Raw genomic sequence first — 26,191 nt, forward strand, 5'->3', positions numbered from 1 at the left:
AAGGCTCAGAGCGCAATCCAGGCGGTCTTGAGGTCGACAAATTTCTCCAGCGCATGCAGCGACTTGTCACGGCCGAAACCGGACTGTTTGACGCCGCCAAGCGGCACGGTGATATCGGCTCCGCCATAGGTGTTGACGTGGACGACACCGGCGTTGATGGCGCGCACCATGCGATGGGCCGTGGAAAGATTGGCGGTCCACACCGCCGAGGCAAGTCCGTAGACAGTGGAGTTGGCGAGATGCACCGCCTCCTCCTCGGTCTCGAAGCGCATCACGCCGAGCACCGGTCCGAACACCTCCTCGCGCGCCAACTGCATCTCTTGCGTCACGTTCTCGAAGATCGTCGGCGCCATGTAGCTGCCGCCAGTCTCGGTCAGTATCCGTTCGCCACCGGCGACGAGACGGGCGCCTTCGGCTTGCGCCATGGCGACGAAGCCGAGATTCTTGTCCAGCTGTTCGGCGCTCGATACCGCACCGATATCGCTGGCGAGATCGAGCGGGTCGCCGACCTTGAGCCGCGTGGTTGCCGAGACAAGTTCGTCCATGAAAAGATCATAGACCGACGACTGGACGAGCAGACGCGAGCCCGCCACGCAGACCTGGCCTGAATTGCGAAAGATGCCGTTGGCCGAGACGACCGCCGCCTGCTTCAGGTCCGGAGCGTCGGCAAAGACGATGTTGGGCGACTTGCCGCCAAGCTCGAGGAAGACCCGCTTCAAATTGGAACGGGCGGAGTATTCGAGCAGCCGCCGGCCGACCGGCCCCGATCCGGTAAAGGCGATGGCGTCGACATCCATGTGGAGGCCAAGCGCTTCGCCGGCGACAGCACCATGCCCGGTAACGACGTTGAACACGCCTTCGGGAAGTCCAGCCTCGCTTGCGAGTTCGGCCAGCCGCAGCAAGGTCAGCGAGGCGATCTCCGGCGGCTTGACGACGACGCTGTTGCCGGTGGCCAGTGCGGGCGCAATCTTCCAGGCGCCGATCATCAGCGGGAAGTTCCACGGCACGATGACGCCGACGACACCGAGTGGCTCCCTGTGGATCAGCCCGAGCACATTGTCGGCCGTCGGCGCGATCTCGCCATAGACCTTGTCGATCGCCTCGGCGTAGTAGCGGATGGTGCCGGCCGCCGACAGCGGCTCGGCCTTGTAGGCCATGCCGATCTCGGTGCCGTTGTCGCGCACGCCAAGCACGGCCAGCTCATCGACATGTTTTTCGATCAGCTCGGCAAATTTCGTCAGCACCTTCTTGCGAAAGGCAGGGGCGGCGCGCGACCATGAACCCTTCTCGAATGCTTTTCGCGCCGATCGGACCGCGCGATCGATGTCGGCGGCATTGCCGTCAGCGATGCTGGCAAAAGGGCGGCCGTCGATCGGCGAAATCACCGCCAGTGTCGCGCCGCTCGTCGCTGCGGCCTGTACGCCATCGATAAACAAGCCCCGCTCGCCGATCTCCGTCTTGCGCAGCGCGTCGATGGCATTCTGGCTGATCATTGATGGCGGACTCCCAGGGAAACATACAACGTGGTTGGCGCACGGAATTCCCAGCCGCGAAACACCGGCACCTTGCCCGGCACCAGGCTGAGATCGGGGAAGCGCAGGAGCAGCAGCCTTAACGCGAGGCACATCTGCTCGCGCGCGAAAAACCGGCCCGAACAGAAATGATGACCAAAGCCGAAGGCGGCATGATTACCTTCCCTGCGGTTGATGTCGAAGCGGTCTGGATCGGCAAAGCGGCTCTCGTCGCGGCTTGCCGAGGAGACAAGTGCAGCGACCGCGGCGCCGGCAGGGATGGTTACGCCGCCAAGCTCGACCGCCCGCGTCGTCTGCCGCGTCTGGGTTCCGATCGGCGCCACCCAGCGCAAGCCTTCATCGACAGCCCTGGGCACAAAGGTCTCGGGATCGGCGAGCACCTGCCGCAATTGTTCGGGATGCGCAAGCAGGCCGGCGAGGATCGAACCGGCACCATGTCCGGGCTCCTGCATGCCGCCAAGCAGAATGACCTTGATGCTCGGCATCAAGAAATCGATCGGCCGCGTCGTGCCTTCCGGCATGCCGTCATGCAGCATATGCGACAGCGCCGAGCCGTCGGGGGCGCGCGCCAGTCTATCCAGAGTCGGCCGGATGGCTGCGCCGACCTCGGCGCTGATCGCGTCGGCGATCTCTTGCCGTTTTGGGTCGTTCTCGAAATTGATGGCGCCCTGCGCAAGGCCATAGAACCAGCGGCGCAGCGTCGGCATGTCGATGTCGGCAAGGCCAAGCGAGCGCGCCAGGCTGAGCATCGACACCGGCTCGAAATAATCCGCCATCAGCTCGGCGGAGCCTTGTTCGGCGATCCGGTCGAGAAAAGGTTCGGCAATCGACCGCACGAGGTCGCCGGCATAGGCGGCGACGGTGCGCGGCCGGTATTTCGGATCGACGCCTTGGCGCAGCTGTCTATGCGTTTCGCCGTCGGTGGTCAGGATGGTCGGCTTGCCGAACGAGCGTTCGACCGGAGACGTACCGACGACGGCGGAGAAGATGTCGGGTGACTTTGCGACGGTCTCGACGTCCTTCCAGCGGGTGACGAACCAGAGATTGACCGCCGGCACGAAAGCGACAGGCGCACTGCGCCGCAGTTCCGCATAGATCGGATACGGATCGGCTTCCAGCGCCTCAACGGTGATGCTCTCGGCAAAGCTCAACGCCGTTACTCCCTTGCGATGGAAAGGGGCGGCGCCGAACGCGCTACCCCTTGTCCTTTGTCCTAGTCCTTCAGCGGCACGCCGAGATTTTCGAAGGCAACCGGATCCCGGCTCTTCAACGCACCGGCAAGCAGCAGGCCGATCACCGCGGCAATCAGCACCAGCCCCGGCAGGAACACGCCAAGGAAGCCACCGGCCCCGGACAGGCTGCCGAAATTAATGACGATCAGGTAGATGATGACGACGAAAGCGATGAAGGCCAGCCCAGGCAGGATGGTGGTCTTCAGCGCATTCTCCTGCGTCGACGGGTTGGCGCGGAAGTACATCACCACGGCGAGCGAGGCCACCGCCATCATGACGATGACTCCCAGCGTCGCGACATTGGTCAGCCAGGAAAACAGCGCCAGCACCGGATCGAGGCCGAGTACCGCGAACAGTCCGATGACGATCGCGGCCAACACGCTCTGGATGACGGAAGCGACATGCGGGCTCTGGTGCACTGAATGCGTCACGCCGATCGCTTCAGGCAACAGCTTCTCGCGGCCCGAGACGTAGATGTAGCGGGCAACCGCGTTGTGGAACGCCAGCACGCCGGCAAACAGGCTCGACACGAACAGGATGCCCATGGCGTGCGACAGCATGGTTCCGGCGTAGCGGTCGGACAGGCCGAACAGGAAAGTCGTCGGATCCTGAAGCGCCTGCAGTGCGGGCAACAATTTGTCGACGCCGGCGCCGACCGCCATCAGCCAGGCCGTGACCATGTAGAAGACGCCGATCAGCAACACTGAGAAATAGGTGGCGCGCGGAATGGTCACCTTGGGGTCGCGGGCTTCCTCGGCGTAGATCGTCGTCGCCTCGAAACCAATGAAGGCGGCGAAACAGAACAGGATGGCGATGGCGGGCGAGCCGCTGACGATCTGGCTCCAGCTGAACGGCGCCGCCGAGAGACCACTGTCGCCACCGGTATTGAGGATGGCGAGGTCTAGCACCAGCACAACGATGTATTCGCACAGCACCAGCACCGTCAGGATCTTGGCCGACAGGTCGACCTGGCGGTAGCCCAACACCGCGACGATGGCGACGGCGATGAAGCTCCACACCCACCAGGGCAGGTCGATGCCCCAGCCGGCGAACAGGCCGGCGGTCGCGGCCCCCAGCAGGCCCATGACCCCGATCTGCATGGCGTTGTAGGACAGGATCGCGATGATTGCGGTTGCGCCGCCGGCAAAACCGCCGAGCCCGCGCGCGGCATAGGCATAGAAGGCGCCGGCATTGCCGACATGGCGCGACATGGCGACGTAGCCGACCGCAAACAGCAGCAGCAACACGGTCACGATAAGATAGGTTCCGGCAAAGCCCGCCCCATTGCCCATAAGCATGCCGAGCGGCGTGCCGCCGGCGACCGCGGTGAGCGGCGCCGCCGCCGAAATCACCATGAAGGTGATAGCGCCGACGCCAAGACTGTTCTTGCGCAGCCTGTTGGCGGGCGCCTGTTCCGAAACTGCTGACATTTGTCCCTCCAGTTTTACGAACCCCTGGGTTCGCGGCCGCTCGGCCTGTTCCCTGAATGCGTCGGTTCATTATTTGAACCCTTATTTTGAATATAGACTTGCAAAGAATGCCGATGCCTGTCAAGTTAATTCACACATTAAGTTTCTATCCGAGCGGGAGGCTGGATGGGTACGGTCGGCAAGGCGATTTCACTTCTGGAGCTGTTCACGGCGGACGAGCCCGAGCTCGGACTTTCCGATCTCGCGCGGCGGTGCGCCTTGGACAAGGCGACGACGCGGCGGCTGCTGGTGGCGCTTGGCGGCCATGGTTTCGTCGAGCAGGATGCCGGCACGCGGCACTATCGCCTCGGCGCCGGCCTGTCGCGGCTGGCGCGTATCCGCGAAGCCTGCTTCCCGTTCCTGCAAACGGCAATTCCCGTGGCGCAGGATTTGGCGGGTTCGACAACCGAGACGGTGCATCTGTCGGAATTCGGCGTCGACAGGCTGATCACCGTTTATGTCGAGCATTCAAGCTGGGCAAACCGGGTGAACATCGATGTCGGCCAGCTTCTGCCGCTGCATTCCACCGCCTCCGGCATCGCCTATCTCGCCTTCGCCGACAACGCGACCGTGAAAGCATGCCTGACAGGTTCGCTTGAGGCCTTCACCGATCATACCCTCGTCGAGCCGGCCGCCATTTCAAAGTCGATCGGCGAGGCGCGCGACCGCGGCTATTCGATCTGCGACCAGGGCCATGAGGACGGCGTGATCGGCGTCGCGGCTGCAATCCGCGCCGCCGATGGTCTTGCGCTGGGGACAATTGCGGTGGCAGCCCCGAAGGCCAGGACGACACCGGCTACGATCGTGGAACGAGGGCTTGCGGTTGTGACCGCGGCACGGGAGATTTCGATGCGCCTCAATGGCGAAAACCTGCAAACCCTGAGGAGGCAGGCCTGATGTCTGCAGATATGGCGACGCCCCGCATCCTGGTCATCGGCACGGGCGACACCAAGACCGACGAACTGCTGTTCATGAAAGCGTGTATCGAGGCATCCGGTGGCCGCGCCGTGATGATGGATGTCAGCGTGCTGGGCGCCCCCGCCTATAGTCCCGATCACGACAAGCATGCCGTTGCGCGGGCCGCTGGCGTGACGATGGCCGAAATCGTCTCGAGCGGCGACGAAAACACCGCCATGACATTGATGGCCGTCGGCGCCGTTCAGCTGGTGCGCCAGCTTCACCAGCGCGGCGAGATCGACGCCTTCATCGCCATCGGTGGTTCGATGGGAACCGATTTGGCGCTCGATGTCGCGCTGTGCCTGCCGCTCGGCGTGCCGAAATTCGTCGTCTCGACCATCGCCTACTCGCATCTCATTCCGCCCGAGCGCGTCGCGCCCGACCTGATGATGATCCTGTGGGCAGGCGGGCTCTACGGCCTCAACACCATCTGCAAGCTGGTCCTTTCCCAGGCCTGCGGCGCGGTGGTCGGTGCGGCGAGGATCGTGCTTGCATCCCGTGCTTCGGCCCCGGCGGTCGGACCGACCATCGGCATGACTTCGCTGGGCAGCAGTTGCCTGCGCTATATGAAGACGCTGAAGCCGGCGTTGGAGCAGCGCGGCTATGACGTCGCAGTCTTTCACACCACCGGGATGGGGGGCCGGGCCTTCGAATCGATCGCCAGCCAGGACCATTTCTGCGCGGTGTTCGACTTCAGCCTGCAGGAGATCACCAATCATCTTGCCGGTTCGGTCGTCAGCTCCGGCGCCGACCGGCTCGAGAATGCCGGCGCCCGCGGCATTCCGCAGATCGCAGCCCCTGGCGCCGTAGACATGGTCGATTTGCCGACCTGGCAGGCGCTGCCGACAAAGTTCGCGCAGCGGCCATTCCATGCTCATAACAGGTTGATCGGCTCGATCACCGTCGATGCCGCCGACCGCCGTGAAGTCGCCAGGACCATCGCCGCCAAGCTCGGTGCGTCGAAGGGGCGCTCCGCTTTCATCCTGCCCTCCGGCGGCATCCAGGAATGGGATGCGCAGGGCGAGCCGCTGTACGAACCCGAAGCCCTCGCGGCGTTCACCGATGAGATGCGCAAGGCCATTCCCGCCGGCGTCGAGTTCCACGAGATCGACGCCCACATCAACAGCGACGAGTTCGTCGGCAAGGCGCTCGAAATCTTCGACCGCTGGGTCGAGGAAGGCATCATCCCGCGCGGCATGCCGGCCAAGGGAGTGGCTGCGTGAGCGCTGTTCCTGCCCAGGCGCTCGTCCTCGATTTCGGCGGCGTCGTCACCCGGACCCTTTTCGAGACCCATGCCTTGACCGAACAGGCGCTCGGCCTCGCGCCGGGAACGCTGCAATGGCACGGGCCGTTCGACCCGGATTCAGATCCGCTGTGGCGCTCCATGCAGGCCAACGACATCAGCGAGCGCGATTATTGGCGCACCCGCACCAGCGAAGTCGGCCGGCTCGTCGGCGAGAACTGGCAGGCGATGGAGACATTCGTCCAGCGCGCACGCGGAGCCGAGCCGGAAAAGATCGTGCGGCCCGAAGCCGTCCGCGCAATCCGGACCGTGCATGCGGCGGGATTTCGCCTGGCGATCCTGTCCAACGAGCTAGATCTGTTCTATGGCGCCGGCTTCCGTCAGCGGCTGCCGCTGCTCGAGCTGTTCGACACCATCGTCGACGCCACCTATACCCGCATCCTCAAGCCCGATCCGCGCGCCTATGCCTTGGTGACCGAGGCGCTCGGCCTGCCTGCCGGCACCTGTGTGTTCGTTGACGACCAGCAGCGCAATGTCGATGGCGGCCGTGCCGCCGGCATGCGCACCGTTCATTTCGACGTCGCGCGGCCGGCACTTTCCTATGCCGAGGCCCTCGGCCATTTCGACCTCATCCCCTGAGACATTTGCGGAGCCTTGCGATGCGCGACATCAATTTCCTCACCGAGAAAAACGCCAAGCCGATCTGGCATCCGATGGCACACCCGGCCGAGATGCGGGCCAACCCGCCAAAGGTGATCATGAAAGGCGAAGGCGTGATGGTCACCGACATCAACGGCAACACCGTGCTCGATGCGGTTGGCGGCCTGTGGAACGTCAATCTCGGCTACTCCTGCGACCCGATCAAGAAGGCCATCGCCGACCAGCTCAGCGCCCTGCCCTACTATTCCGGGTTTCGCGGCACGTCGACCGGCCCGTCGATCGAGCTCGCTTACGAACTCAGCGAATGGTTCGAACCGGAAGGCATGGTGCGGACCTTCTTCACCTCGGGCGGCTCGGATTCGGTCGAAACCGCACTGCGGCTCGCCCGCCAATACTGGAAGATCCGCGGCCAGGGCGACCGGACAAAATTCCTCGCGCTGAAGAAGGGCTATCACGGTACCCATTTCGGTGGCGCGTCAGTCAACGGCAACGCCAATTTCCGCCGCAACTATGAGCCGCTTATGCCCGGCGTCTTCCACATTCCCGCACCCTGGACCTTCCGCAATCCGTTCGATGAGACCGATCCGGCGCGGCTGGGCAAACTGTGCGCCAAAGCGCTGGAGGACGAGATCGCCTTCCAGGGCGGCGACACCATTGCCGCCTTCATCATGGAGCCGGTTCTCGGCGCCGGCGGCGTCATCGTTCCGCATGACAGCTTCATGCCGCTGGTCCGCGAGATATGCGACCGCCACGAAATCCTGCTGATCGCCGACGAGGTGGTCACGGGCTTCGGTCGCACCGGCGCCTGGTCGGGTTCGCGGCTATCCGGCGTGAAGCCGGATTTTATGACCATCGCCAAGGCGATCACCTCGGGCTATTTCCCGCTCGGCGCCACCTTGATCGGCGCCAAGGTGGCCGACGTCTTCGAGGCCGACAAGACCAGCTTCGGGGCGATCGGTCATGGCTATACCTATTCCGGCCATCCTGTCGGCTGCGCGGCAGGGCTGGCTGCACTTGCCGAGACCAAGCGGCTTCGCCTGGACGAGAACGCAGCCGCGCGCGGCATCGAGCTCGCGGCGACGCTGGAGGGGCTAAAAGCCAAGCACGCGATCGTCGGCGACATCAGGTACAAGGGCCTGATGGCTGCGCTAGAGCTGGTCTCCGATCGCACGACGAAAAAGCCGGTGGACAAGAAGACCATGGCCGTGGTTTCGGAAGCCACTTATGACGCCGGCGTCATGCTGCGCGTGTCCGGCAACAACATCATCCTGTCGCCGCCGCTGATCATCGGCGCCGCCGACGTGGCAAAGATCGGCGAGGCCATCGATGCAGGTCTGTCGAGGGCCTGATAGACCCGCTGACGCAATGGAGTTTGGTACGCAATGACCCAATCTGAGAAGAACCCGAGCGAGGAAGCGCTCGTCAAGCGGCGTGCCCGCCTGCTCGGCGCGAAATCGCAATTGTTCTACGACGAGCCCGTGCACCTGGTGCGCGGCGAAGGCGTCTGGCTCTACGATGCCGACGGCCGCAAGTATCTCGATGCCTACAACAACGTCGCCCATGTCGGCCATTGCCACCCGCATGTGGTCGAGGCCTTGTGCCGTCAGGCAAGCCTGCTCAACACCCACACACGCTATCTGCACACCGCAATTCTCGACTATGTCGAGCGGCTGACGGCGACCTTCAATGCAAGCCTCGCCACCGCAATCCTGACCTGCACCGGCAGCGAGGCCAACGACATCGCGCTGCGCATGGCGCAGGCCGCCTCCGGCAATATGGGCATCATCGCCACCGACGCCACCTATCATGGCAACACGACGGCGGTTTCGCAGCTGAGCACGCGCATGCCTCCGATCCGCGGCCGCGCCCCCCATGTCAGGCTGGTGCCGGCCCCCGACAGCTATCGCCATCCCGATGCGATGGCCAATGGCAAGGCCTTTGGCGACGCCGTGCGTCAAGCGATCGCCTCGCTGGCACAGGATGGCATTGGCCTGTCTGGCATCATCTTGTGTCCGCTGCTCGCCAATGAAGGTTTCCCGGCTCTGCCCACCGGATTTTTCGACGACGCCTTGGGGGCCGTGCGCGAAGCCGGTGGTCTGGTCATCGCCGACGAAGTGCAGCCCGGCTTCGGCCGCACCGGCAGCCATTTCTGGGGCCATCAGCGCGCCGGCTTCGTCCCCGACATCGTCACCATGGGCAAGCCGATGGGCAATGGCCATCCGATCGCGGCCGTGGTCACCACCAAGGAGATACTGGCGACCTTCCGCGACGCTTTCCGCTACTTCAACACCTTTGGCGGCAACCCGGTCTCCTGCGCAGTCGCCAATGCCCTCCTCGACGTCATCGAACAGGAAAACCTTGTCGCCAACGCGCAAGACGTCGGCGCCTATGCGCTTGGCCTGCTGCGCCCGCTGGCCGATCGGCATGAGTGCATAGGCGAGGTCAGGGGGGCCGGACTGTTCTTCGGCGCCGAGCTGGTCCACGACCGCGACACGCGCGAACCGGCGCCCGACATTGCCGAGCAGGTCGCCAATCGCATGCGCCATCGCGGCGTGCTGATGGGCAAGACCGGCATCCACGGCAATGTGCTCAAGATCCGCCCGCCCATGCCGTTCTCGCGCGACAATGCCGATTTCCTGATCGGCCTGCTGGATGAGGTGCTGGGCGAAGTCGGCGGAGTGCCGGCGTGAATTCTGTTTCCACCCAATCCGAGCCCGAAACGGCCGCCGATGTCACGGAGCTTGCCAGGCGTGCGCTCGAACATTGGGGCGTCCGCAATTTTGAGCCGGAACTTCTGAAGCACCGCGAGAACGCCGTCTTCCGCGTGCGGCTGCCGGATGGCCAGCCGGCAGCCATGCGCATCCACCGGCTCGGCTACCACACGGACGCCGCGCTGCGTTCGGAACTGCAATGGATGGGCTTCCTGCAATCCGCCGGCGTCGCCACGCCGTCTTGCGTCGCAACACAGGCCGGCGATCCGTTCGTGCTTGTCAGCACGGCCGCCTCGGAGCAGCCCCGGCAGGCCGATTGCCTGAGCTGGCTGGAGGGCTGCGCCGTGGGCGCACGCGGCGTGCCACTGGTCTACACGCCCGACCAGTCGGTCCAGATCTTCACGGCGATCGGGCGGACCATTGCCCATATGCACAATGTCACTGCCTCCTGGACGCCGCCCGCGGGCTTCGCGCGCCATGCCTGGGACTTCGACGGCTTCTTCGGGGCGAACCCGGTCTGGGGCCGGTTCGAGACCTCGCCCTTTCTCGATGGTCCTCGCCGCGCGCTGGTCTTGCAGGCGCGCGACAACGCAGTGAAGGCGCTGTCGGAACATGAGCGCAGCGCGCGCAATTTCGGCATCATCCACGCCGATCTGGTGCGCGAGAACGTGCTCATCCATGACCGTGCCGTACGCATCATCGACTTCGACGATTGCGGCCATGGCTGGCACATGTACGACCTTGCCGTCGCCCTCTACCAGAACCGCGAGGAGGCGATCTACCCGCTGATCGAAACCGCTTTGCTTGACGGCTACCAGCAAGAGCGTGCGCTGACCCCGCAGGACATCGCCGCATTGCCTCTATTCGCCGCCTTGCGTGCCTTCGCGTTTCTTGGCTGGGTGCAAAGCCGCGTCGAAGGCGACATCACCAGGGATGTCGGCTTGCGCATGTCGACCATCGCAGCCGATGTGGTGATTGACTACTTGCGCGGCGAACAGCCCAACTGACGAGCCGATGAGAGCCGTCAGCTCTTGGCGAAATGGATGCTGACCGTTCCCGAGCTGCCGAAGTCGGCGACGATCGTATCGCCGGGCCGCGCCTCGACCGGGCGCACGAACGATCCGGACAGCACCACCTCGCCGGCCGCGATGGACATGCCGTAGCGGGCGAGCCTGTCCGCCAGCCAGGCAATGCCCATCGCGGGATGGTTGAGCACGCCGGCGCCAAGCCCGGTCTCCTCGACCTCCGCATTGCGCGAGACGATGGCGCCGATCCAGCGCATATCGGCTTCATCGGGTCGTTGCGGCCGGCCGCCGATGACAATGCCGGCATTGGCGGCGTTGTCGGAAATCGTATCGAAGAAAGTGCGCGCCTTCTTTGTCTCGGCATTGACGCGTTCGATGCGCGTGTCGAGGATTTCGAGCGCCGGCGTGATATAATCGGTGGCGTTGAGCACGTCGAAGATGGTCACGCCTGGGCCCCTCAGCGGCGCCTTCATGACGAAGGCTATCTCGGCCTCGACGCGCGGCTGGATGAAGCGGCCGACGGGTATCGTCGCGCCGTCGTTGAAGAACATGTCGTCGAACAGCACGCCCGAATCCGGCGTGTCGATGGCGAGCGCATATTGCATCGCCTTCGATGTCAGGCCGATCTTCCAGCCCTTCGGGGTCAGCCCGGCATCGGTCTTGCGTTTCACCAGCGCTGCCTGGACGCGATAGGCATCCTCCATCGTCGCGTCGGGAAAGTCGAGGCTGAACAGACGGATCTGGCGGCGCGAACGCTCGGCTTCGAACAGCCTTGCCGCGGCATCTTCAACTTGCTCGGGGGTCACGATGCTGCCTCGTCGACGACGCCGTTGCGGAGCACGCCGATGCCGTCGGCTTCGACTTCGATCACGTCGCCCGGCTTCAGCCAGATCGGCGGGTCGAAGCGGGCGCCGGCGCCGGTCGGCGTACCGGTGACGATGATATCGCCTGGCACCAGCGTGGTGAAGGTGGAGACATAGGCGATGATCTTGCGGAACGAGAAGATCATCCGGCTGGTGCGGTCCTGCTGGCGCAATTCGCCATTGACGTGGGTGGTCAGCGCGATGTCGGCAATCTGCGCCTCGTCGGTGAACGGCACCAGCCACGGACCGAGCGAGCCGGTGCGGTCGAAATTCTTGCCCTGCGTGACGTTGAACTTGGCGTGCCGTACCCAATCGCGAATGGTGCCTTCGTTGCACAGGGATAGTGCCGCGATATGGTCAAGCGCATCCCTCTCGGCGATGCGTCGTCCACCCTTGCCGATGACGATGACGATCTCGCCCTCATAGTCCAGCTGCGGCGATTCCGGCGGCCGCACCAGCGGCGCGTTGTGGCCGACGAAGGAGCGGGGGAAGCGGATGAACAGCGACGGGTTGGAAGGCGCGGCCTGGCCGTCCTTGTACTCTTCGTTGCGGTCCGGGTAGTTGACGCCGACGCAGATGATCTTTTCCGGCGACGGCACAGGGATTTCATAAGCGATGGCGCCGACTGGAAAATCGACGGCGTGGGCTTCGGCCTCTTCCGCCAGCCGCCGTAGCACGCCGGCCTCGATCACTTCGCGCAGCGTCGGCCACTGGCTGTGCCGCGCCGACAGGTCGACGACGCCCTTATCTGTGACCACGCCATAGCGCGTCTTGCCGCCGACGGTGAAGGTGGCGAGCCGCCCAGGTGCAGTCATCCCGGTCTCCGTCAGGTTCGCGTCTGTGGTCACGGTGCGATGATCGGCGACGCCGTCAAATCCGGTTTGCGTGCGGCCGCGCCGGCAAAGGTGCTGCCCTCCTCGAACCAGCTTTTCGGCGCCGGCGCGCCCCACAGCGTCTGGCGCTGCGGGTCCTTGAGGTCCCACTTGATCGGCTCCAGATCCGGATCGACCGTCTGGTAGTCCGAGCAGTAGATCTCGATGCGGTGATTGTCCGGGTCTCTGACATAGAGGAAGAAGGCGTTGGAAATGCCATGCCGGCCGGGGCCGCGCTCGATATTTGCGAGGTAACCCGTCGTCGCCATCAGATCGAGCAGGTCGATGATGTTGAGCGGTGTCGGCACCCAGAAGGCGACGTGATGCAGGCGCGGACCCACACCGTTGGTGAAGGCGATGTCGTGGACGCCGCCCTTGCGGTGCGTCCAGGCCGCCCACAGCTTTCCGCTACTGGCATCCTCGGTGTATTCGGTGACGCGGAAGCCAAGCTCGTTGTAGAAGGCGACGGACTCGTCGACATTGGGCGAGAAGCAGTTGAAGTGGTCGATGCGCAGCGGCTTCACGCCCTTGTAGAGCGCATATTTCTGATGAATCGGCGGCAGCCTTTCCATTTGGGCAAAGAACTCGAGCGGAATGCCGTGCGGGTCGCGGGTGCGGAAGGTGCGCGACTGGTACGGTCGCTCGACCCACTCGACCGGCAGGCCTTTTGCCTTGAAGAAGTGCTCGGCCTTGTCGAGATCCTCATCCGAGAAAACCTTGAAGCCGAGATCGCGTGCTTCGGCGCTGCCGGCCCTCTTCAGCACGATGCAGTGGTGTCCGCGCTCTTCCAGGGCCCTTAGATAGATGGCGTCCGATGTCTCGTCGGTAACCTGCAGGCCGAGCGTGTCGACATAGAAGGCGCGGGATTTCGCAAGGTCGGTGACCGCCAGTTCGACATGGCTGAGGCGCACGATGTTGAAGGCGGGGTAGAGGTTTGGTTTGGGCAGTGGCATGCGATGTCCTCCGGTCAGCCGCCGAGTTTCTGGATCGCGTGCGCTGAAGTGGCGAAGGCGATGTTCTTCGTCTCCATGTAGAAATCGAAGGAATGGTCGCCGCCGTCGCGGCCGATGCCGGAATTCTTGACGCCGCCGAACGGCGTCGGCAAATGCCGCACATTCTCCGAATTGACCCAGATCATGCCGGCGTCCAGCGCATCGGTGAAGCGGAAGGCGCGGGTAACATCCGACGTCCAGAGATAGCCGGTCAGGCCGTATTGGGTGTCGTTGGCCAGCGCCAGCGCTTCGGCCTCGTCCTTGAAGGAAATGGCAGTCAGCACCGGCCCGAAAATCTCTTCCTGGGCAATGCGCATCCTGTTGGTGGCCCCGGTAAACAGCGTCGGGCTGACATAGCAGCCACCGCCCGGACCGGCGAACTTGCCGCCGCCGGCGGCTACCACCGCGCCTTCCGATTTGCCGATCTCGATATAGGAAAGCACCTTTTCCTCGTGCACCGGATGGATCAGCGGACCAACCACCGTTTTGGGATCGAGCGGATGGCCAACCTTGATGCGCTTTGCCTTCTCCGCAACCAGATCCGTGAATGTGTCGTAGACCGAGGCTTCGACCAGAAGCCGCGACGATGAGGTGCAGCGTTCGCCGTTGAGCGAGTAGATCATGAACACGGCCGCATCCGCCGCACGTTCGAGATCGGCGTCGGCGAAGACGATCACCGGGTTCTTCCCGCCCAGTTCGAAATGCACGCGCTTCAGCGTATCGGCGCCCTGTTTCATGATCATCGAGCCGGTGCGGCTCTCACCGACAAAACCGATCGCCTTGATGTCAGGGTGCTCGGTCAGCGCCTTGCCGGCGTGCTCGCCGAGGCCGTTGACCAGGTTCCACACGCCTTTCGGCAGGCCGGCCTCCTCGGCGATCTCGACCAGCAGGCGAGCGGTCAGCGGCGAAAATTCGGCCGGCTTGTGGACGACGGTGCAGCCTGCCGCCAGCGCCGGCGCGATCTTCCATGTCGACAGCATGAACGGCGTGTTCCACGGCGTGATGATGCCGACCGGGCCGATCGGCACGCGCGTGGTGATGTTGACCTGGCCTGCCGTGCGCAGCGTCTCGCCGTCGCGCGCTTCCGGCGCGCGGTCGGCGAAGAAGCGGAAATTCTCGGCGCCGCGCAGCGCGGCCTTGGCCATGAATTTCAGCGCCTGGCCGGTGTCCATGCACTCGACGAAGGCGATCTCCTCGGCGCGCGCTTCGATCGCATCGGCTATCTTGTGCAGCAGCTTCTTGCGCCCGTCGCCCGGCATGGCGGCCCAGGCCGGGAACGCCGCCTTTGCCGCCTTGGCGGCGCGGTCGATATCGGCGGCACTGCCACGCGCGACCTTGGCCAGCGGCTTGAGATCGACCGGCGACATGGCCTCGAAGGTCGAGCCATCCACCGCCGGCTCCGCTTCGCCGCCGATCTGGTTCAGCACGCCGTCGCGCTTGAAACGGGCCAGATAGGCCTCGGCCTTTTTCAGATTGCCTTCGAGGTCGGACATATCAGCTTCCGTCACTTGCCGCGCAGTCGCGGGTGGATTGCATTTTTCTTCCAGCTCAGGACCGGATCGATTTCCCTGATCTCCAGGGAAAGAGCGAAATGCGGGGTCTCGAACAGGGGGGCGAGGTATTCGCTCACGGCGGAGAAGACCGCCTCCCCGGTTCGTTTCTTGTCCTCGGCACTGCGGCCGGTTCCAATGCGAAACGACATGTCGAGAAAGGCGTTTTCCGGTAAGCTGTCGGCGATCGCATAGGCCTCCGCGCGGAAGGCCCGCACCCGCACCGCGCCGGTTTCAAACAGCCCGGTGCCGAGCACGGTGCGCAACACCAGCGCGCACAATTCGCTCATGTCGACCTTGGCATCGAGGTTGGCCGAATACTCGATGGAAAAGTGAGGCACCGCGTCTCGTTCCCCGGATTGTTCCACTGCTGTAGTTAACGCGTTAATTACATGCAGCATCACTGAAGTCAAGCCTTGCATCCAAGTTGAGGCGACGATACGGGATGGAAAGGTCAGGTTTTGGCGTGCGGTCCCGCCGACCGCCCGCATCATTGGGGACGCTGCTTCTTGCTGCCTGAAAACACCCGTCGTTCTCTGCCGATGGCGCTGCTCCATGCCCGCGAAGTGGTGATGGCGCGGTTTCGTCCAATGCTGGCGGCGCATGACGTGACCGAACAGCAATGGCGCGTGCTGCGCGTTCTGAGCGAGGCCGGCCCTGTCGAGGCGACGGAACTTGCCGATCGCGCTTCGGTGCTGCCGCCCAGCCTGACACGCATCATCAAGACGCTCGAGGGCCGAAAATTCATCACCCGCAACAAGGCGGAAGGCGATGGCCGCCGTGTCGTGCTGACGATCGCCCCGGCGGGTTCCGCCCTGATCGATGCCTTGTCGCCGGAACGCCTCGTCATCTACCGCGACATCGAACAGCGCTTCGGACATGAGAGGCTCGAGCAATTGCTCGATCTGCTGGAGAGCCTGATCGCCGGCGAGAGCTGATTGCTGCGGCTCAGCCGCCAAAGCTGCCAAGCCGCGTCGGCTGCGTGTAATTGCGGTCGACATAGAGCAAGGCCGAGCCGCCGCTGCCGTGCCTGACGTCGATAACGCGGCCGATCATGACATTATGCGTGCCGACGATGTGCACATCCTCGATCTCGCAATCGAAATTGACGATCGCATCGGACAGCGCCGGCGTCCCCGAGGTCAGCGTTTGCCAGCGCGCCGCCGAATAGCGTGCCTCCATGTCCCTGGTCGCGCCGGCGAACTTGCCGGCCAGGTGCATATGGTCATGCGTCAGCACGTTGACGCAGAAGCGCCGGTTGGCGAGGAACATGGCCGCCTGCGCCGAGCGTCCGTTCATGCACACCAGCAGTGTCGGAGGTTCGTCCGACACACTGCACATGGCGGTGGCGGTGAAGCCGCCGCGCCCGGCCGGGCCATCTGTCGTGACGATGTTGACCGGCGCGCAGACCCTTGCCATGGCGTCGCGGAAATCGGCCTTCGAAATCTGCGTGGCCATCTGACATCACCCAGCCGATGAAGCGAGCGGATTGAGCCAGGTATCTCCCGTCCAGCCATTCTCGTCATAGTCGGCCATGCAGGTATCGACCAGTTCTTCCATGGCCTTCAGCCGGCCGCCGCGTTCGGCGCCCTTCAGCACCTGCAGCCGCACCTCTTCCGGCGCACCGGCATAGTTGAGTTCGTAGAGCGCGTGGCGGCCGCCGAACTCGGTGCCGGTCGCGTCCCACAACAGTTTCATGATCTTGATGCGCTCGACATGGCCCATGTCGTTGGAACCGCGCACATATTGCGCGAGGTATTTGTCGATCTCGGGATTGTTGAAGTCGCGCACTGATGACGGCAGGTAGATCAACCCAGAAGCGATCACCCGGCGCACCGTGTCGATGACGCGCGGGTAGGCTTCCGACATGAAAGTCCGGTAGGCAAGGGCTGCTTCCAGGTTGGGCAGGACAGCGCCATTCGCCCAGGGGATCGGATTATAAGCCATGGCGTTGGAAAAGCTCCAGAACATGTGCCTGAGCGCGATGACCTCGCCCAGCGCCGCCTGGTTGCCTCGGAAGGCATCTCCGCCGGTGGCGCGCAGCGCCTTGGCCAGCAGGCCGGCGAGGAAGTCGAGCTTGACGGCAAAGCGTGTGCAGCCCTGGAAGCAATAGCCATGCATGAAGCCCGAAGCCGGATGGAAGGACAGGATTTTCTGCGCGTCGCGCAGCACCAGCACGTCCTCCCAGGGGATGAAGACATTGTCGAGCACCAGGATGGCATCGTTCTCGTCGAAGCGCGACGACAACGGATAGTCGAACGGAGCCGCCGCCGTGTTGGCCGTCTGCTCATAGGAGACGCGGCAGAACATCTTTACCCCCGGCGCATTCATCGGCACGATGAACATGACCGACAGCGACGGATCTTCGGTGACCGTCGCCGAACTCTGCGCCAGGAAATTGTAGTGGGTCAGCGCCGAGGACGTCGCCACCACCTTGGCGCCGGAGACATAGATGCCGGCGTCGGTCTCCTTGGTGATGTGGACGAAGACATCCTTCACCTGTTCGGCCGGCTTGTGGCGGTCGATCGGCGGGTTGACGATGGCGTGGTTCATGAACAGCACGGCTTCCTGCGCACGCTTGTGCCAGGCGAGCGCATTGTCCTTGAACGGGCCGTACCAGTCGGCATTGGCGCCGAGCGTGTTCATCAGTGCCGCCTTGTAATCGGGCGTGCGGCCCATCCAGCCATAGGACATGCGTGACCACTCGGCGATCGCGGTCTGCTGGGCCGCGAGTTCGCCGGAGGATTTGGCAACGCGGAAATATTTGTGGGTGTAGCCGCCCGAACCGGTATCGGTAGGCGAGGTCAGCGTGCCCTGCCGCTTGGGATCGTGCAGCGCATCATAGAGGCGCGCCAGCGACCGCGCCGAATTGCGCATCGCCGGATGGGTGGTGACATCGGCGATGCGCTCGCCGTTGATGTAGACCTCGCGGCCGTCGCGCAAGCTCTCCAGATACTCGGCCCCGGTGAACGGGCGCCCATTGTCGGCACGAAAGTCTTCCGATCGCATGATGTTCCTCCACTTATGGCATCAACTCTAGCGCTCCTGGCAAGGATCGGTTAGGACGTAACGGCAAAACCGATTGGACTTTTTCCGGCGCCATGAGCCTCAATTCCATTCCTGATTTCTTTGTCTATGGCGAGCCGGTGCGGCCGCTTGATGTCGGCTTCCTGCATGTCGAGACGGTGCTTGCGCGCAGCAACATTCATCTCGGCCAGGTTGCCGCGCACAAGCATCCGCAAATGGGCCAGATCACCTACTGGACCAGCGGATCCGGCACCTACCGCATCGAAGACCAATCCTGGGACTTTTCGGCACCGGCCGTCAGCTTCGTGCCGAGCACCATCGTGCATGGCTTCTCGATCGGGCCCGGCACCGACGCCATCGTCGTTTCGGTCGCCGATGATGCGCTTGCGGCAATAGCCGCTCACAGCCTGCTGCCATTGGACCGGCCGGTCTTTGCCGATAGCCTTCCTCAGCACGTCGCGTGGAAAAGGCTGGCGGCGGTGCTGGAGATGATCGCCGCCGAATATGCCGAGGCGCAGGCCGGCAGTGACAAGACCCTGCCGGCGCTGATCGCCGTCGCGCTCTCGCACATCGCGCGCCTTGGTCCCGAGGTAATGGATGCCACCGGTTCTTCCGATGCTGCATTGGCGCGCGGCTTGCGCCGTCTGGTCGATGCGCATTTCCGCGACAACTGGCCCGTCGACCGCTACGTCGGGGCGCTGGCCACGACACCGCATCTTCTCGACAAGGCCGCCCATACGGTGCTTGGCAGCGGCGTCAAGCGGCTCATGGGCGAGCGACGGTTGCTGGAGGCCAAGCGGTTGCTGCTGTTCACCGTGCGCACCGTCGAGGACATCGCCTACGAAATCGGCTTCGAAGATCCGGCCTATTTCTCACGCTTCTTCCGGGAGCGGGTTGGCCAGGCGCCCGCCGCCTGGCGCCGCGCGCAGCTGGGGCAGAGTTGAAGCTTCCGCGCCGGCCAGGATCAGGCGTTTGGGCCGACACGCCGGCCAGGCACGGCGCCGCCGAGTTGATCCACCTGTTGATAGGTGTTGCCGCGCAGCATCACCCCGCACGGCGCGGCGCATCGAGATTGATGTCGCCGCGAAACTTGCTGGTGTTTTTTGTCGCTTCCAAACGGTTCGTTATTTGAACCACCAATTTACGTGCTATGAGCGGACTGCAAGGTGGATTGGCTTCCGTCCCATGCGAAGTATCTTGAGGATGCACGATGAGCACAGTCGGCAAAGCGATATCGCTGTTGGAGCAGTTCACGCTCGGCGAACCGGAGATCGGCCTGTCCGAGCTCGCCCGCAAAACCGGCCTCGACAAGGCAACGGCGCGGCGCCTGCTGATGGCGCTGGCCGACCACCGCCTGATCGAACAAGAGCCGGCAAGCCGCCGCTACCGGCTCGGCGCCGGCCTGTCGCGGCTGGCCCGCTTTCGCGACGCGCATTTTCCCTTCGTGCGCGTGGCAGCACCTGTGGTTCGCGAGCTGGCGCTGGAAACCGGCGAGACGGTGCATCTGTCGGAATTCAGCGCCGGCGCACTGCTGACGGTCCATGTCGAGCTCTCGGCAAAGGCCAACCGGGTCAATGTCGATGTCGGCCAGGTGCTGCCCTTGCACGGCACCGCCTCCGGCATCGCCTTTCTCGCCGCTTCGCCTCGGGAAGCGGCCGAGGCCTATGTCGACAAGCCGTTGCCGACCTTCACGCCACACACGGTGACGCAGCCCGAAAGGCTGATGAAGGCGATCCGGCTTGCCGCCAAGCGCGGCTATTCCTCGAGCTCCCAAGGCTATGAAGAAGGCGTGCACAGCATAGCCGCGGCAATCCTCGGCTCCGATGGGCGTCCTCTCGGTGCGCTCGCGGTGGCCTCGCCTGTGTCACGCGCCGATGACAGCATGGCAGCCAGCCAGGGCGAAGCGGTGATCCAGGCGGCGCGGCTGATTTCAGCGCGCCTGGCCGGCGAAGCCTGACATCTCTACCGTCGCAGGGGAGATGATTAGCGGGTTAAGTTCCCAGCGGCGCACCGGCCTTGCCGCGAGACCGGAACGCTTCGTCTGGGACAGGCGGCTGGAGCGCAGCAAGGAAGAATTGTTGTCGCCCGCCCGCGCGTCGCCCACGATCTCGGAAATCGCCTTTGCCTGCGGGTTCAATTCGAGTGCGCATTTTTCGCGCGCGTTCGAGAGCCGGTACGATGTGGCCCGCGGGAGTTGCGCCAGAGGCTGAGGGCGGGTGCATTAAGGGGTGGGCCGTTTGCCGGATCTCGGAGAGCGCCCTAGCTCGCCGAAAGCCGGCATCCTGCAGCAAGTTCTACATATTGGCAGCGGTTGGCCGCACGATCACTTAGTTGACGTCGACGCCATCGGGTTGATCAAGCGCAAAACGGATCGCCCGTGCACTGGCATCCGGTGTGAGCGACTTCTGCCGCCATTCTTTCAGAGCCGTGGCGACCTGAGGATCGCTGATATCGTCGCCCAGTTCGGTTGCGGTCACTCCGGGGGAGATGATCGTGGCGCGGATGTCGTCATGCTCCTGCCGCAGCCCCTCGGTGATTGCCCAGACGGCATATTTCGTGCCGCAATAGACCGCCGCGGTGGGCAGCACGATATGCGCACCGACCGAGGCGACATTGACGATATGCCCATTCTTCTGGGCGACGAAGCGCGGCAGCACCGCGGCGATCCCGTTCAGCACGCCGCCGATGTTGACATTGATCATGCGAGACCACTCATCGCGCTTCAGCGCGGCAAGCGGCGACAGCGGCATGACGCCGGCATTGTTGACCAGCACATCGATCTGCCCGAATTCGGCATGAGCGGCATCGGCAAAGGCGTGGAAATTCGCCGCGTCAGTCACGTCGAGTTCGCGCCACGCGACGCCTTTGCCTATTTCTGCGGCCAGCGCCTTGAGCCGCTCGGTGCGGCGGGCCCCGATGAACAGTCTGGCGCCGGCACCGGCAAGTTCCCGAACCGTCGCTTCGCCGATGCCGCTGGAGGCGCCGGTGATGAGTACAACCTTGTCTTTAAGTCCCGTCATGATCGTTCCTTTTTCGCTGCGGTGACGGGGAGATAGATGGCGGCGAACCGGCAAAGGGCGGTAGCGTGATCGTCCAAAGAGTTTGCACGATCCTCCAAATGAACTCGAAATGCCTTGCAACATTTCGCGCCATGAAGATTATGCGGCATGGGGAAAATCAATGAACTCGCCGAGCTGATCACCCGCTTTGCGCCGAAATCTGGCATGGCCGGCACTGCGGTGCCGCGGCTGTCGCTCATTCGCGCCAACCAGCCCAGTGCACCCGTGCCTGCGGTCTACGAGGCGTCGCTTTGCATAATCGCCCAAGGATCGAAGCGCGTCTCGCTGGCCGACCAGAGCGTGGTCTATGACGCATCGAGCTACCTGCTCGTCTCGGTCGACCTGCCGCTGGTCGGGCATGTGTTGGAGGCGAGCCCGGCGGCGCCCTACCTCTGTTGCAAGATAGATTTTGATTCCACCGCGCTGGCCGAACTGCTTGTGAAAGAAGGACGTGCATCCCCCAGCAGGGATCTGCCGGTGTTAGCTGCCTATCCAAGTGACCCCGACCTGATTGATGCCGCCTGTCGGCTTGTCAGGCTGCTCGATCGCCCCGAGAGCATCACCGTGCTGGCGCCGCTGATCGAACGCGAAATCCTTTACCGGCTCCTCACCGGACCGCACGGTGACACGCTTCGCCAGATGGCGTCGGTGGACAGCCACTTGAACCAGGTCAGCCGCGCCATCGCCACGATCCGCAATCATTTCCAGGCACAACTGCGCATCGAAGAGATTGCGGCGGCATCGGGCATGAGCGCGTCGTCCCTTCATGCCCATTTCAAGGCGATTACGCGCATGACCCCGCTCGAATACCAGAAGCAGCTGCGCCTGCAGGAGGCGCGAAGGATTATGCTTGCCGGCGGCGCAAACGCAGGCACGGCCGGGTTCGCGGTGGGCTATGACAGCCCTTCGCAGTTCAGCCGAGAATATCGTCGCCTGTTCGGTGCGCCGCCCCGGAAAGATATTGACCGCCTTCAGGCGACACCCAGTTCGGCTGCGGCTTATTGAGTTTTCCGAGCGGCATGCGCCAGCCATGGCTGGTCAGAAGCCAGCCGCCTCCAGGTGGCGAAGCGTCCGATCATGCTCGGTAGAACTCCCGGTACCATTCGACAAAGCGCGGAACCCCTATTTCGATCGGGATTTTGGGCTTGAAGCCAGTCGCCTCCTCGAGCGAGCTGACATTGGCGAAAGTTGCCGGAACGTCGCCTGGCTGAAGTGGCATGAGGTTGCGGTTTGCCTTGCGTCCCAGCGCGTCTTCGAGCACCTCGATCAATCGGTTCAGTTGAACGGGCGAATTGCCGCCGATGTTGTGAATCCTGAACGGGGCGTTGCTGGTCGCTGGGTCTGGCGCGACACTTTTCCACTCAGGATTGGGTGTCGCGGGTTGCTGCATGACGCGGATAATACCTTCGACAATGTCGTCGATATAGGTGAAATCCCGCTGCATGTTGCCATAGTTGAAGACCTCGATCGGCTCGCCGGCGAGGATAGCCTTGGCGAAGATGAACAGCGCCATGTCCGGCCGCCCCCACGGACCATAGACGGTGAAAAAACGCAGCCCGGTGGTCGGCAGTCGAAACAGATGGCTGTATGTGTGCGCCATCAGCTCGTTCGCCTTCTTGCTTGCGGCGTAAAGGCTGAGCGGATGGTCCGCCGGATCGTGCACGGAAAACGGCATGCGGGTGCTGCCGCCATAAATCGAACTCGACGATGCATAGACCAGATGGCCGACCGACGCCTGCCGGCATCCTTCCAGGATGTTGACAAAGCCGCTGAGGTTGCTTTCCACATAGGCGTGCGGATTGCTGATCGAATAGCGTACGCCGGCTTGCGCCGCGAGATTGACGACAACCTCCGGCGCGGCCGAAAGGAAGAGCTCCGAAATACGGTCCCGCTCCGTGAGATCGGCATGCTCGAAACAAAAATTCGAAAACGCTTTCAGCCGCTCGAGACGAGCCTGCTTCAGGCTGACGTCATAATACTCGTTCATGGAGTCGAGGCCGATAACCTGGCGTCCTTCGGCAAGCAGCCTCAGGCAAAGATGAAACCCTATGAACCCGGCTGCGCCGGTGATCAGTATTGGCCTGCTTGATATCACTGCATATCCTAGCGTTAATTTCAGGCGAGCTTTACAAGCTCCAGTATTTTATGTTGTCGGGAACTTCATTGGGCTTGATGGCCGACTTGACATCGAACAGTGTCCCCCCCGGCCTGATCATTTGAAAAAGACGCGCTCTTTCGTTGGTGAGATATTGCCTGTGAGGCACCGCCAGAACAAGCGCCTGCAAATCGTTTATCTCATCGAGCGGCAGGATTGTTTCGCCGTGATCACGCCGAGCGGTTTCGACATCGGCAAGGGGATCATGGACTTTGGGGACAATTCCGAACTGCCTTAGTTCCTTGACCATGTCGAACACGCGGCTGTTGCGCAAATCCGGCACGTCCTCCTTGAATGTCAGCCCGAGAATGCCGACAGAAGCCCCTTTGACGGGCGTGTCAGAACCAATCAGCCGTTTGACAACCTGCTGGGCGACGAAGGCCCCCATGCCGTCATTGATGCGACGTCCGGCGAGGATGATCTGCGGATGGTAACCTTCGGCCTCGGCCTTGGCGGTCAAATAATATGGATCGACGCTGATGCAGTGGCCGCCGACGAACCCCGGTTTGAAGGGAAGGAAGTTCCATTTCGTCGACGCAGCATCAAGAACATCCTGCGTCCGGATATCGAGCCGCTCGAAGATCATTGCCAGTTCGTTCATCAGCGCGATGTTCAGATCGCGCTGGGTGTTCTCGATAACCTTCGCTGCCTCGGCCACCTTGATCGACGGGGCGCGGTAGACGCCGGCATCGATGATACGGCCATAAACGTTCGCGACGCGCTCCAGCGTCTCGTTATTCTCGCCGGAGACGACTTTGACGATCTTTTGCAGCGAGTGTTCCCGATCGCCGGGGTTGGCGCGTTCGGGCGAATAGCCGAGGGCAAAGTCGCGGGGATGTCGCAGGCCGGAAACCTGCTCGATGATCGGCCCACAGAAATCTTCGGTCACACCTGGATAGACTGTCGACTCAAAAACGACGACGGCGCCTTTGCTCACCGCCTCGCCGACGAGTTCGGACGCCAGTTTCAAAGAAGCTAGATCGGGAGCGCGATTTGCGTCGATAGGGGTTGGCACGGCGACGATGAAGAAAGTAGCGCCTTTCAACATCTCCCGGTCGGTGGTCAGCCCTATCGAGGTCTCCTTGAGCGCCGTTGCGTCAACTTCCCCCGTACGATCGACGCCGCCACGCAATTCCCCGATCCGACGCTCGCTGATGTCAAAAGCTATGGTGCCGGGGAAAACCTTCCCAAAGGCAATGGCTACCGGCAGGCCGACATAACCCAGGCCGATAACTGCAATGCGTTCGGACATCCGTGGGGTTCCTCGAGCCACCTGTTGAGCCGACGTGCTTGTATGGCAGGCTGTTGGCCAATTCAACGATGCTCTATCGCGAAGAGGAATGTCTCACGAAAAATGGTCGTTGCCATTTTCATGTTGCCATCCGCCAATGCCATCGATGTTGTGGATAAAATCCAGCAGGACCGGGTTTCGAGCCACTCTCTGCTGCGGATTGGGGTGAACCGTCAGGTTCTGCCGGCCATCTACGCAGCGGCGGCCCTGACGACAGGGCTGATATTCTCTGCTGCCAATCCATAGGCCACTATCGGCCTCAATCGTGCCTTCTGATCAAACCAAATGCCGGGATCGGAATTCGCATCGGCACCGAGCGGATCTGCGAAATTTCAGTTTGGTCCTTGTGCATTGGCTGCGGACACGTCGTATCCTGCGTGTGGCGACCGATATCTGGTCGATCAGCATTTGCCTGGGAGCAGAAATTGGCCAGACTCTATGACAGCCGCAGACGCATTCTCGTTACCGGGGGCGCAGGGTTTATCGGCTCGCATCTTATTGACCGCCTGTTGGAACGAGGCGACGAAATCTTGTGTGTCGACAACCTTTTCACCGGATCAAAGCGCAATATCGACCATTTGGCCAAGCATCCCCGCTTCGAATTCATGCGCCATGACGTGACCTTTCCGCTCTACGTCGAAGTCGATGAGATTTACAACCTGGCGTGTCCGGCCTCGCCTGTTCACTACCAGTACGACCCGGTTCAGACGATCAAGACCGCCGTGCACGGCGCCATCAATGTTCTTGGATTGGCAAAGCGGCTGAAATGCAAAGTCTTTCAGGCCTCCACCAGTGAGGTCTATGGTGACGCGTCTGTGCATCCGCAGCCCGAGAGTTACTGGGGCAATGTAAACCCGATCGGGCCGCGCTCATGCTACGATGAAGGCAAACGCTGCGCCGAAACGCTGTTCTTCGACTATCACCGACAACATGGCTTGTGGGTCAAGGTCGCGCGGATTTTCAATACGTTCGGGCCGCGCATGCACCCGGCAGACGGCAGGGTTGTCTCAAATTTCATCGTGCAGGCGCTTCGTGGTGAACCGATAACCATTTTCGGCGACGGCTCACAGACAAGGTCGTTTTGCTACGTCGACGACCTGGTGAGCGGCATGCTGCGCCTCATGGATACGGGGCCGGAGGTGACCGGTCCAGTAAACATCGGCAATCCAAGGGAAGTAACGATCAGGCGCTTGGCCGAACTGACGACGCAGATGACCGGATCAGGTTCGGATATAATTTACCGCGATCTTCCGCAAGACGATCCGCGGCACCGCCAGCCCGATATCACCCTTGCCAAAAGGCTTGTCGGCTGGGAGCCGACGGTGACTTTAGAAGCCGGGCTGCAACAGACGATCGACTATTTCAAAGCCCTGCTGCCGAAGGTTTCCACAAACTCGCCTTGACCCGGCACCGCAGTGCAACCGTCAAGTCTGACCGATCACCGTCGTGGTAGCGACGCCTTTTGCAGTCGACTCCGGTAGGCTTGAAGTTTTTCGAATTCTAATTATTTTAAGCTTGAAATTATTTTGAAGATCCATGGCGCTTCATCCGTC

26 protein-coding genes are annotated in these 26,191 nt (G+C 62.8%); 13 read left to right on the forward strand and 13 right to left on the reverse strand.

The window, feature by feature from the left end; all coding sequences use genetic code 11:
- Window positions 1-5: 5 nt before the first annotated feature.
- The 3 genes from NL532_RS27705 to NL532_RS27715 form a co-directional block, all read right to left on the reverse strand.
- On the reverse strand, window positions 6-1,493 hold the full coding sequence (locus NL532_RS27705) for an aldehyde dehydrogenase (protein WP_023692260.1): 1,488 nt from the start codon (window positions 1,491-1,493) through the stop codon (window positions 6-8).
- Window positions 1,490-2,683 (reverse strand): cytochrome P450, encoded by a 1,194-nt coding sequence (locus tag NL532_RS27710; protein WP_023827971.1) that lies wholly within the window; start codon window positions 2,681-2,683, stop codon window positions 1,490-1,492. The genes NL532_RS27705 and NL532_RS27710 overlap by 4 nt, the downstream gene beginning before the upstream one ends.
- Before the next feature lie 62 nt (window positions 2,684-2,745).
- Window positions 2,746-4,194 carry an APC family permease gene (locus NL532_RS27715; RefSeq protein ID WP_023738355.1) on the reverse strand — a complete coding sequence of 483 codons (1,449 nt, stop codon included), beginning with the start codon at window positions 4,192-4,194 and terminating at the stop codon, window positions 2,746-2,748.
- Between the two features lie 165 nt (window positions 4,195-4,359).
- Here NL532_RS27715 and NL532_RS27720 point away from each other — a divergent pair, with 165 nt between their 5' ends.
- The 6 genes from NL532_RS27720 to NL532_RS27745 are packed head-to-tail and all read left to right on the forward strand — an operon-like array spanning window position 4,360 to window position 10,811.
- Entirely contained in the window at window positions 4,360-5,130 is a 771-nt protein-coding gene (locus NL532_RS27720) for an IclR family transcriptional regulator (protein WP_023827970.1), read from the forward strand.
- Window positions 5,130-6,413: a Tm-1-like ATP-binding domain-containing protein gene (locus NL532_RS27725; protein ID WP_023686943.1), complete on the forward strand. Its 1,284-nt coding sequence runs from the start codon at window positions 5,130-5,132 to the stop codon at window positions 6,411-6,413. The genes NL532_RS27720 and NL532_RS27725 overlap by 1 nt, the downstream gene beginning before the upstream one ends.
- Entirely contained in the window at window positions 6,410-7,072 is a 663-nt protein-coding gene (locus tag NL532_RS27730; protein WP_023827969.1) for an HAD family hydrolase, read from the forward strand. The genes NL532_RS27725 and NL532_RS27730 overlap by 4 nt, the downstream gene beginning before the upstream one ends.
- A gap of 20 nt (window positions 7,073-7,092) precedes the next feature.
- On the forward strand, window positions 7,093-8,442 hold the full coding sequence (locus NL532_RS27735; protein ID WP_023818588.1) for an aminotransferase class III-fold pyridoxal phosphate-dependent enzyme: 1,350 nt from the start codon (window positions 7,093-7,095) through the stop codon (window positions 8,440-8,442).
- Between the two features lie 33 nt (window positions 8,443-8,475).
- The gene (locus NL532_RS27740; RefSeq protein ID WP_023818589.1) at window positions 8,476-9,783 is read left to right on the forward strand and encodes an aminotransferase class III-fold pyridoxal phosphate-dependent enzyme; all 1,308 of its coding nucleotides are present in this window, start codon (window positions 8,476-8,478) and stop codon (window positions 9,781-9,783) included.
- Window positions 9,780-10,811, forward strand: coding sequence for a phosphotransferase enzyme family protein (locus tag NL532_RS27745; RefSeq protein ID WP_023818590.1), 1,032 nt, complete (start codon window positions 9,780-9,782; stop codon window positions 10,809-10,811). Before NL532_RS27740 ends, NL532_RS27745 begins: the two co-directional genes overlap by 4 nt.
- A 17-nt stretch (window positions 10,812-10,828) precedes the next feature.
- On the opposite strand, the gene hpaH is transcribed toward NL532_RS27745, so the two are convergent.
- The 5 genes from hpaH to NL532_RS27770 are packed head-to-tail and all read right to left on the reverse strand — an operon-like array spanning window position 10,829 to window position 15,447.
- A complete protein-coding gene (hpaH, locus tag NL532_RS27750; protein ID WP_023818591.1) occupies window positions 10,829-11,638 on the reverse strand; it encodes a 2-oxo-hept-4-ene-1,7-dioate hydratase in 810 nt (269 codons plus the stop codon).
- Window positions 11,632-12,507: a fumarylacetoacetate hydrolase family protein gene (locus tag NL532_RS27755; RefSeq protein WP_023827968.1), complete on the reverse strand. Its 876-nt coding sequence runs from the start codon at window positions 12,505-12,507 to the stop codon at window positions 11,632-11,634. Before NL532_RS27755 ends, hpaH begins: the two co-directional genes overlap by 7 nt.
- 29 nt (window positions 12,508-12,536) lie before the next feature.
- The gene (gene hpaD, locus NL532_RS27760; RefSeq protein WP_023827967.1) at window positions 12,537-13,517 is read right to left on the reverse strand and encodes a 3,4-dihydroxyphenylacetate 2,3-dioxygenase; all 981 of its coding nucleotides are present in this window, start codon (window positions 13,515-13,517) and stop codon (window positions 12,537-12,539) included.
- Window positions 13,518-13,531: 14 nt separating this feature from the next.
- Window positions 13,532-15,049: a 5-carboxymethyl-2-hydroxymuconate semialdehyde dehydrogenase gene (gene hpaE / locus NL532_RS27765; protein WP_023827966.1), complete on the reverse strand. Its 1,518-nt coding sequence runs from the start codon at window positions 15,047-15,049 to the stop codon at window positions 13,532-13,534.
- A gap of 11 nt (window positions 15,050-15,060) precedes the next feature.
- Window positions 15,061-15,447: a 5-carboxymethyl-2-hydroxymuconate Delta-isomerase gene (locus tag NL532_RS27770; protein WP_023818594.1), complete on the reverse strand. Its 387-nt coding sequence runs from the start codon at window positions 15,445-15,447 to the stop codon at window positions 15,061-15,063.
- A gap of 201 nt (window positions 15,448-15,648) precedes the next feature.
- Between NL532_RS27770 and hpaR the strand changes: the two genes are divergently transcribed.
- The gene (gene hpaR, locus NL532_RS27775; protein WP_023704722.1) at window positions 15,649-16,044 is read left to right on the forward strand and encodes a homoprotocatechuate degradation operon regulator HpaR; all 396 of its coding nucleotides are present in this window, start codon (window positions 15,649-15,651) and stop codon (window positions 16,042-16,044) included.
- Between the two features lie 10 nt (window positions 16,045-16,054).
- Here hpaR and NL532_RS27780 read toward each other — a convergent pair whose 3' ends face one another.
- The gene (locus tag NL532_RS27780; protein ID WP_023682716.1) at window positions 16,055-16,564 is read right to left on the reverse strand and encodes a flavin reductase; all 510 of its coding nucleotides are present in this window, start codon (window positions 16,562-16,564) and stop codon (window positions 16,055-16,057) included.
- Window positions 16,565-16,570: 6 nt separating this feature from the next.
- Window positions 16,571-18,115: a 4-hydroxyphenylacetate 3-hydroxylase N-terminal domain-containing protein gene (locus NL532_RS27785; RefSeq protein ID WP_023827965.1), complete on the reverse strand. Its 1,545-nt coding sequence runs from the start codon at window positions 18,113-18,115 to the stop codon at window positions 16,571-16,573.
- A gap of 92 nt (window positions 18,116-18,207) precedes the next feature.
- Here NL532_RS27785 and NL532_RS27790 point away from each other — a divergent pair, with 92 nt between their 5' ends.
- From NL532_RS27790 to NL532_RS27800, 3 genes are all read left to right on the forward strand, one after another.
- Window positions 18,208-19,077: a helix-turn-helix domain-containing protein gene (locus NL532_RS27790; RefSeq protein ID WP_023667823.1), complete on the forward strand. Its 870-nt coding sequence runs from the start codon at window positions 18,208-18,210 to the stop codon at window positions 19,075-19,077.
- 266 nt (window positions 19,078-19,343) lie between these two features.
- Complete coding sequence (locus NL532_RS27795; RefSeq protein ID WP_023667822.1) at window positions 19,344-20,090, forward strand: IclR family transcriptional regulator; 747 nt, start codon at window positions 19,344-19,346, stop codon at window positions 20,088-20,090.
- A gap of 22 nt (window positions 20,091-20,112) precedes the next feature.
- Window positions 20,113-20,343 carry a helix-turn-helix domain-containing protein gene (locus NL532_RS27800; protein WP_023708113.1) on the forward strand — a complete coding sequence of 77 codons (231 nt, stop codon included), beginning with the start codon at window positions 20,113-20,115 and terminating at the stop codon, window positions 20,341-20,343.
- Window positions 20,344-20,460: 117 nt separating this feature from the next.
- On the opposite strand, the gene NL532_RS27805 is transcribed toward NL532_RS27800, so the two are convergent.
- On the reverse strand, window positions 20,461-21,153 hold the full coding sequence (locus NL532_RS27805) for an SDR family oxidoreductase (protein WP_031202549.1): 693 nt from the start codon (window positions 21,151-21,153) through the stop codon (window positions 20,461-20,463).
- A gap of 147 nt (window positions 21,154-21,300) precedes the next feature.
- Between NL532_RS27805 and NL532_RS27810 the strand changes: the two genes are divergently transcribed.
- Window positions 21,301-22,197 (forward strand): AraC family transcriptional regulator, encoded by an 897-nt coding sequence (locus NL532_RS27810; RefSeq protein WP_023827964.1) that lies wholly within the window; start codon window positions 21,301-21,303, stop codon window positions 22,195-22,197.
- A gap of 70 nt (window positions 22,198-22,267) precedes the next feature.
- On the opposite strand, the gene NL532_RS27815 is transcribed toward NL532_RS27810, so the two are convergent.
- Together NL532_RS27815 and NL532_RS27820 are read right to left on the reverse strand one after the other, a co-directional pair.
- Entirely contained in the window at window positions 22,268-23,284 is a 1,017-nt protein-coding gene (locus NL532_RS27815) for an NAD-dependent epimerase (protein WP_032899966.1), read from the reverse strand.
- A 34-nt stretch (window positions 23,285-23,318) separates the two neighbouring features.
- Window positions 23,319-24,599, reverse strand: coding sequence for a nucleotide sugar dehydrogenase (locus NL532_RS27820; protein ID WP_023686926.1), 1,281 nt, complete (start codon window positions 24,597-24,599; stop codon window positions 23,319-23,321).
- A gap of 102 nt (window positions 24,600-24,701) precedes the next feature.
- Here NL532_RS27820 and NL532_RS27825 point away from each other — a divergent pair, with 102 nt between their 5' ends.
- Together NL532_RS27825 and NL532_RS27830 are read left to right on the forward strand one after the other, a co-directional pair.
- Window positions 24,702-24,884: a hypothetical protein gene (locus NL532_RS27825; protein ID WP_023827963.1), complete on the forward strand. Its 183-nt coding sequence runs from the start codon at window positions 24,702-24,704 to the stop codon at window positions 24,882-24,884.
- A gap of 179 nt (window positions 24,885-25,063) precedes the next feature.
- Window positions 25,064-26,041, forward strand: coding sequence for a UDP-glucuronic acid decarboxylase family protein (locus NL532_RS27830; protein WP_023667815.1), 978 nt, complete (start codon window positions 25,064-25,066; stop codon window positions 26,039-26,041).
- Window positions 26,042-26,191: the final 150 nt, after the last annotated feature.

It is taken from the genome of Mesorhizobium sp. C120A (genome assembly GCF_030323105.1).
In the GTDB taxonomy this organism is placed as follows: Bacteria; Pseudomonadota; Alphaproteobacteria; order Rhizobiales; family Rhizobiaceae; genus Mesorhizobium.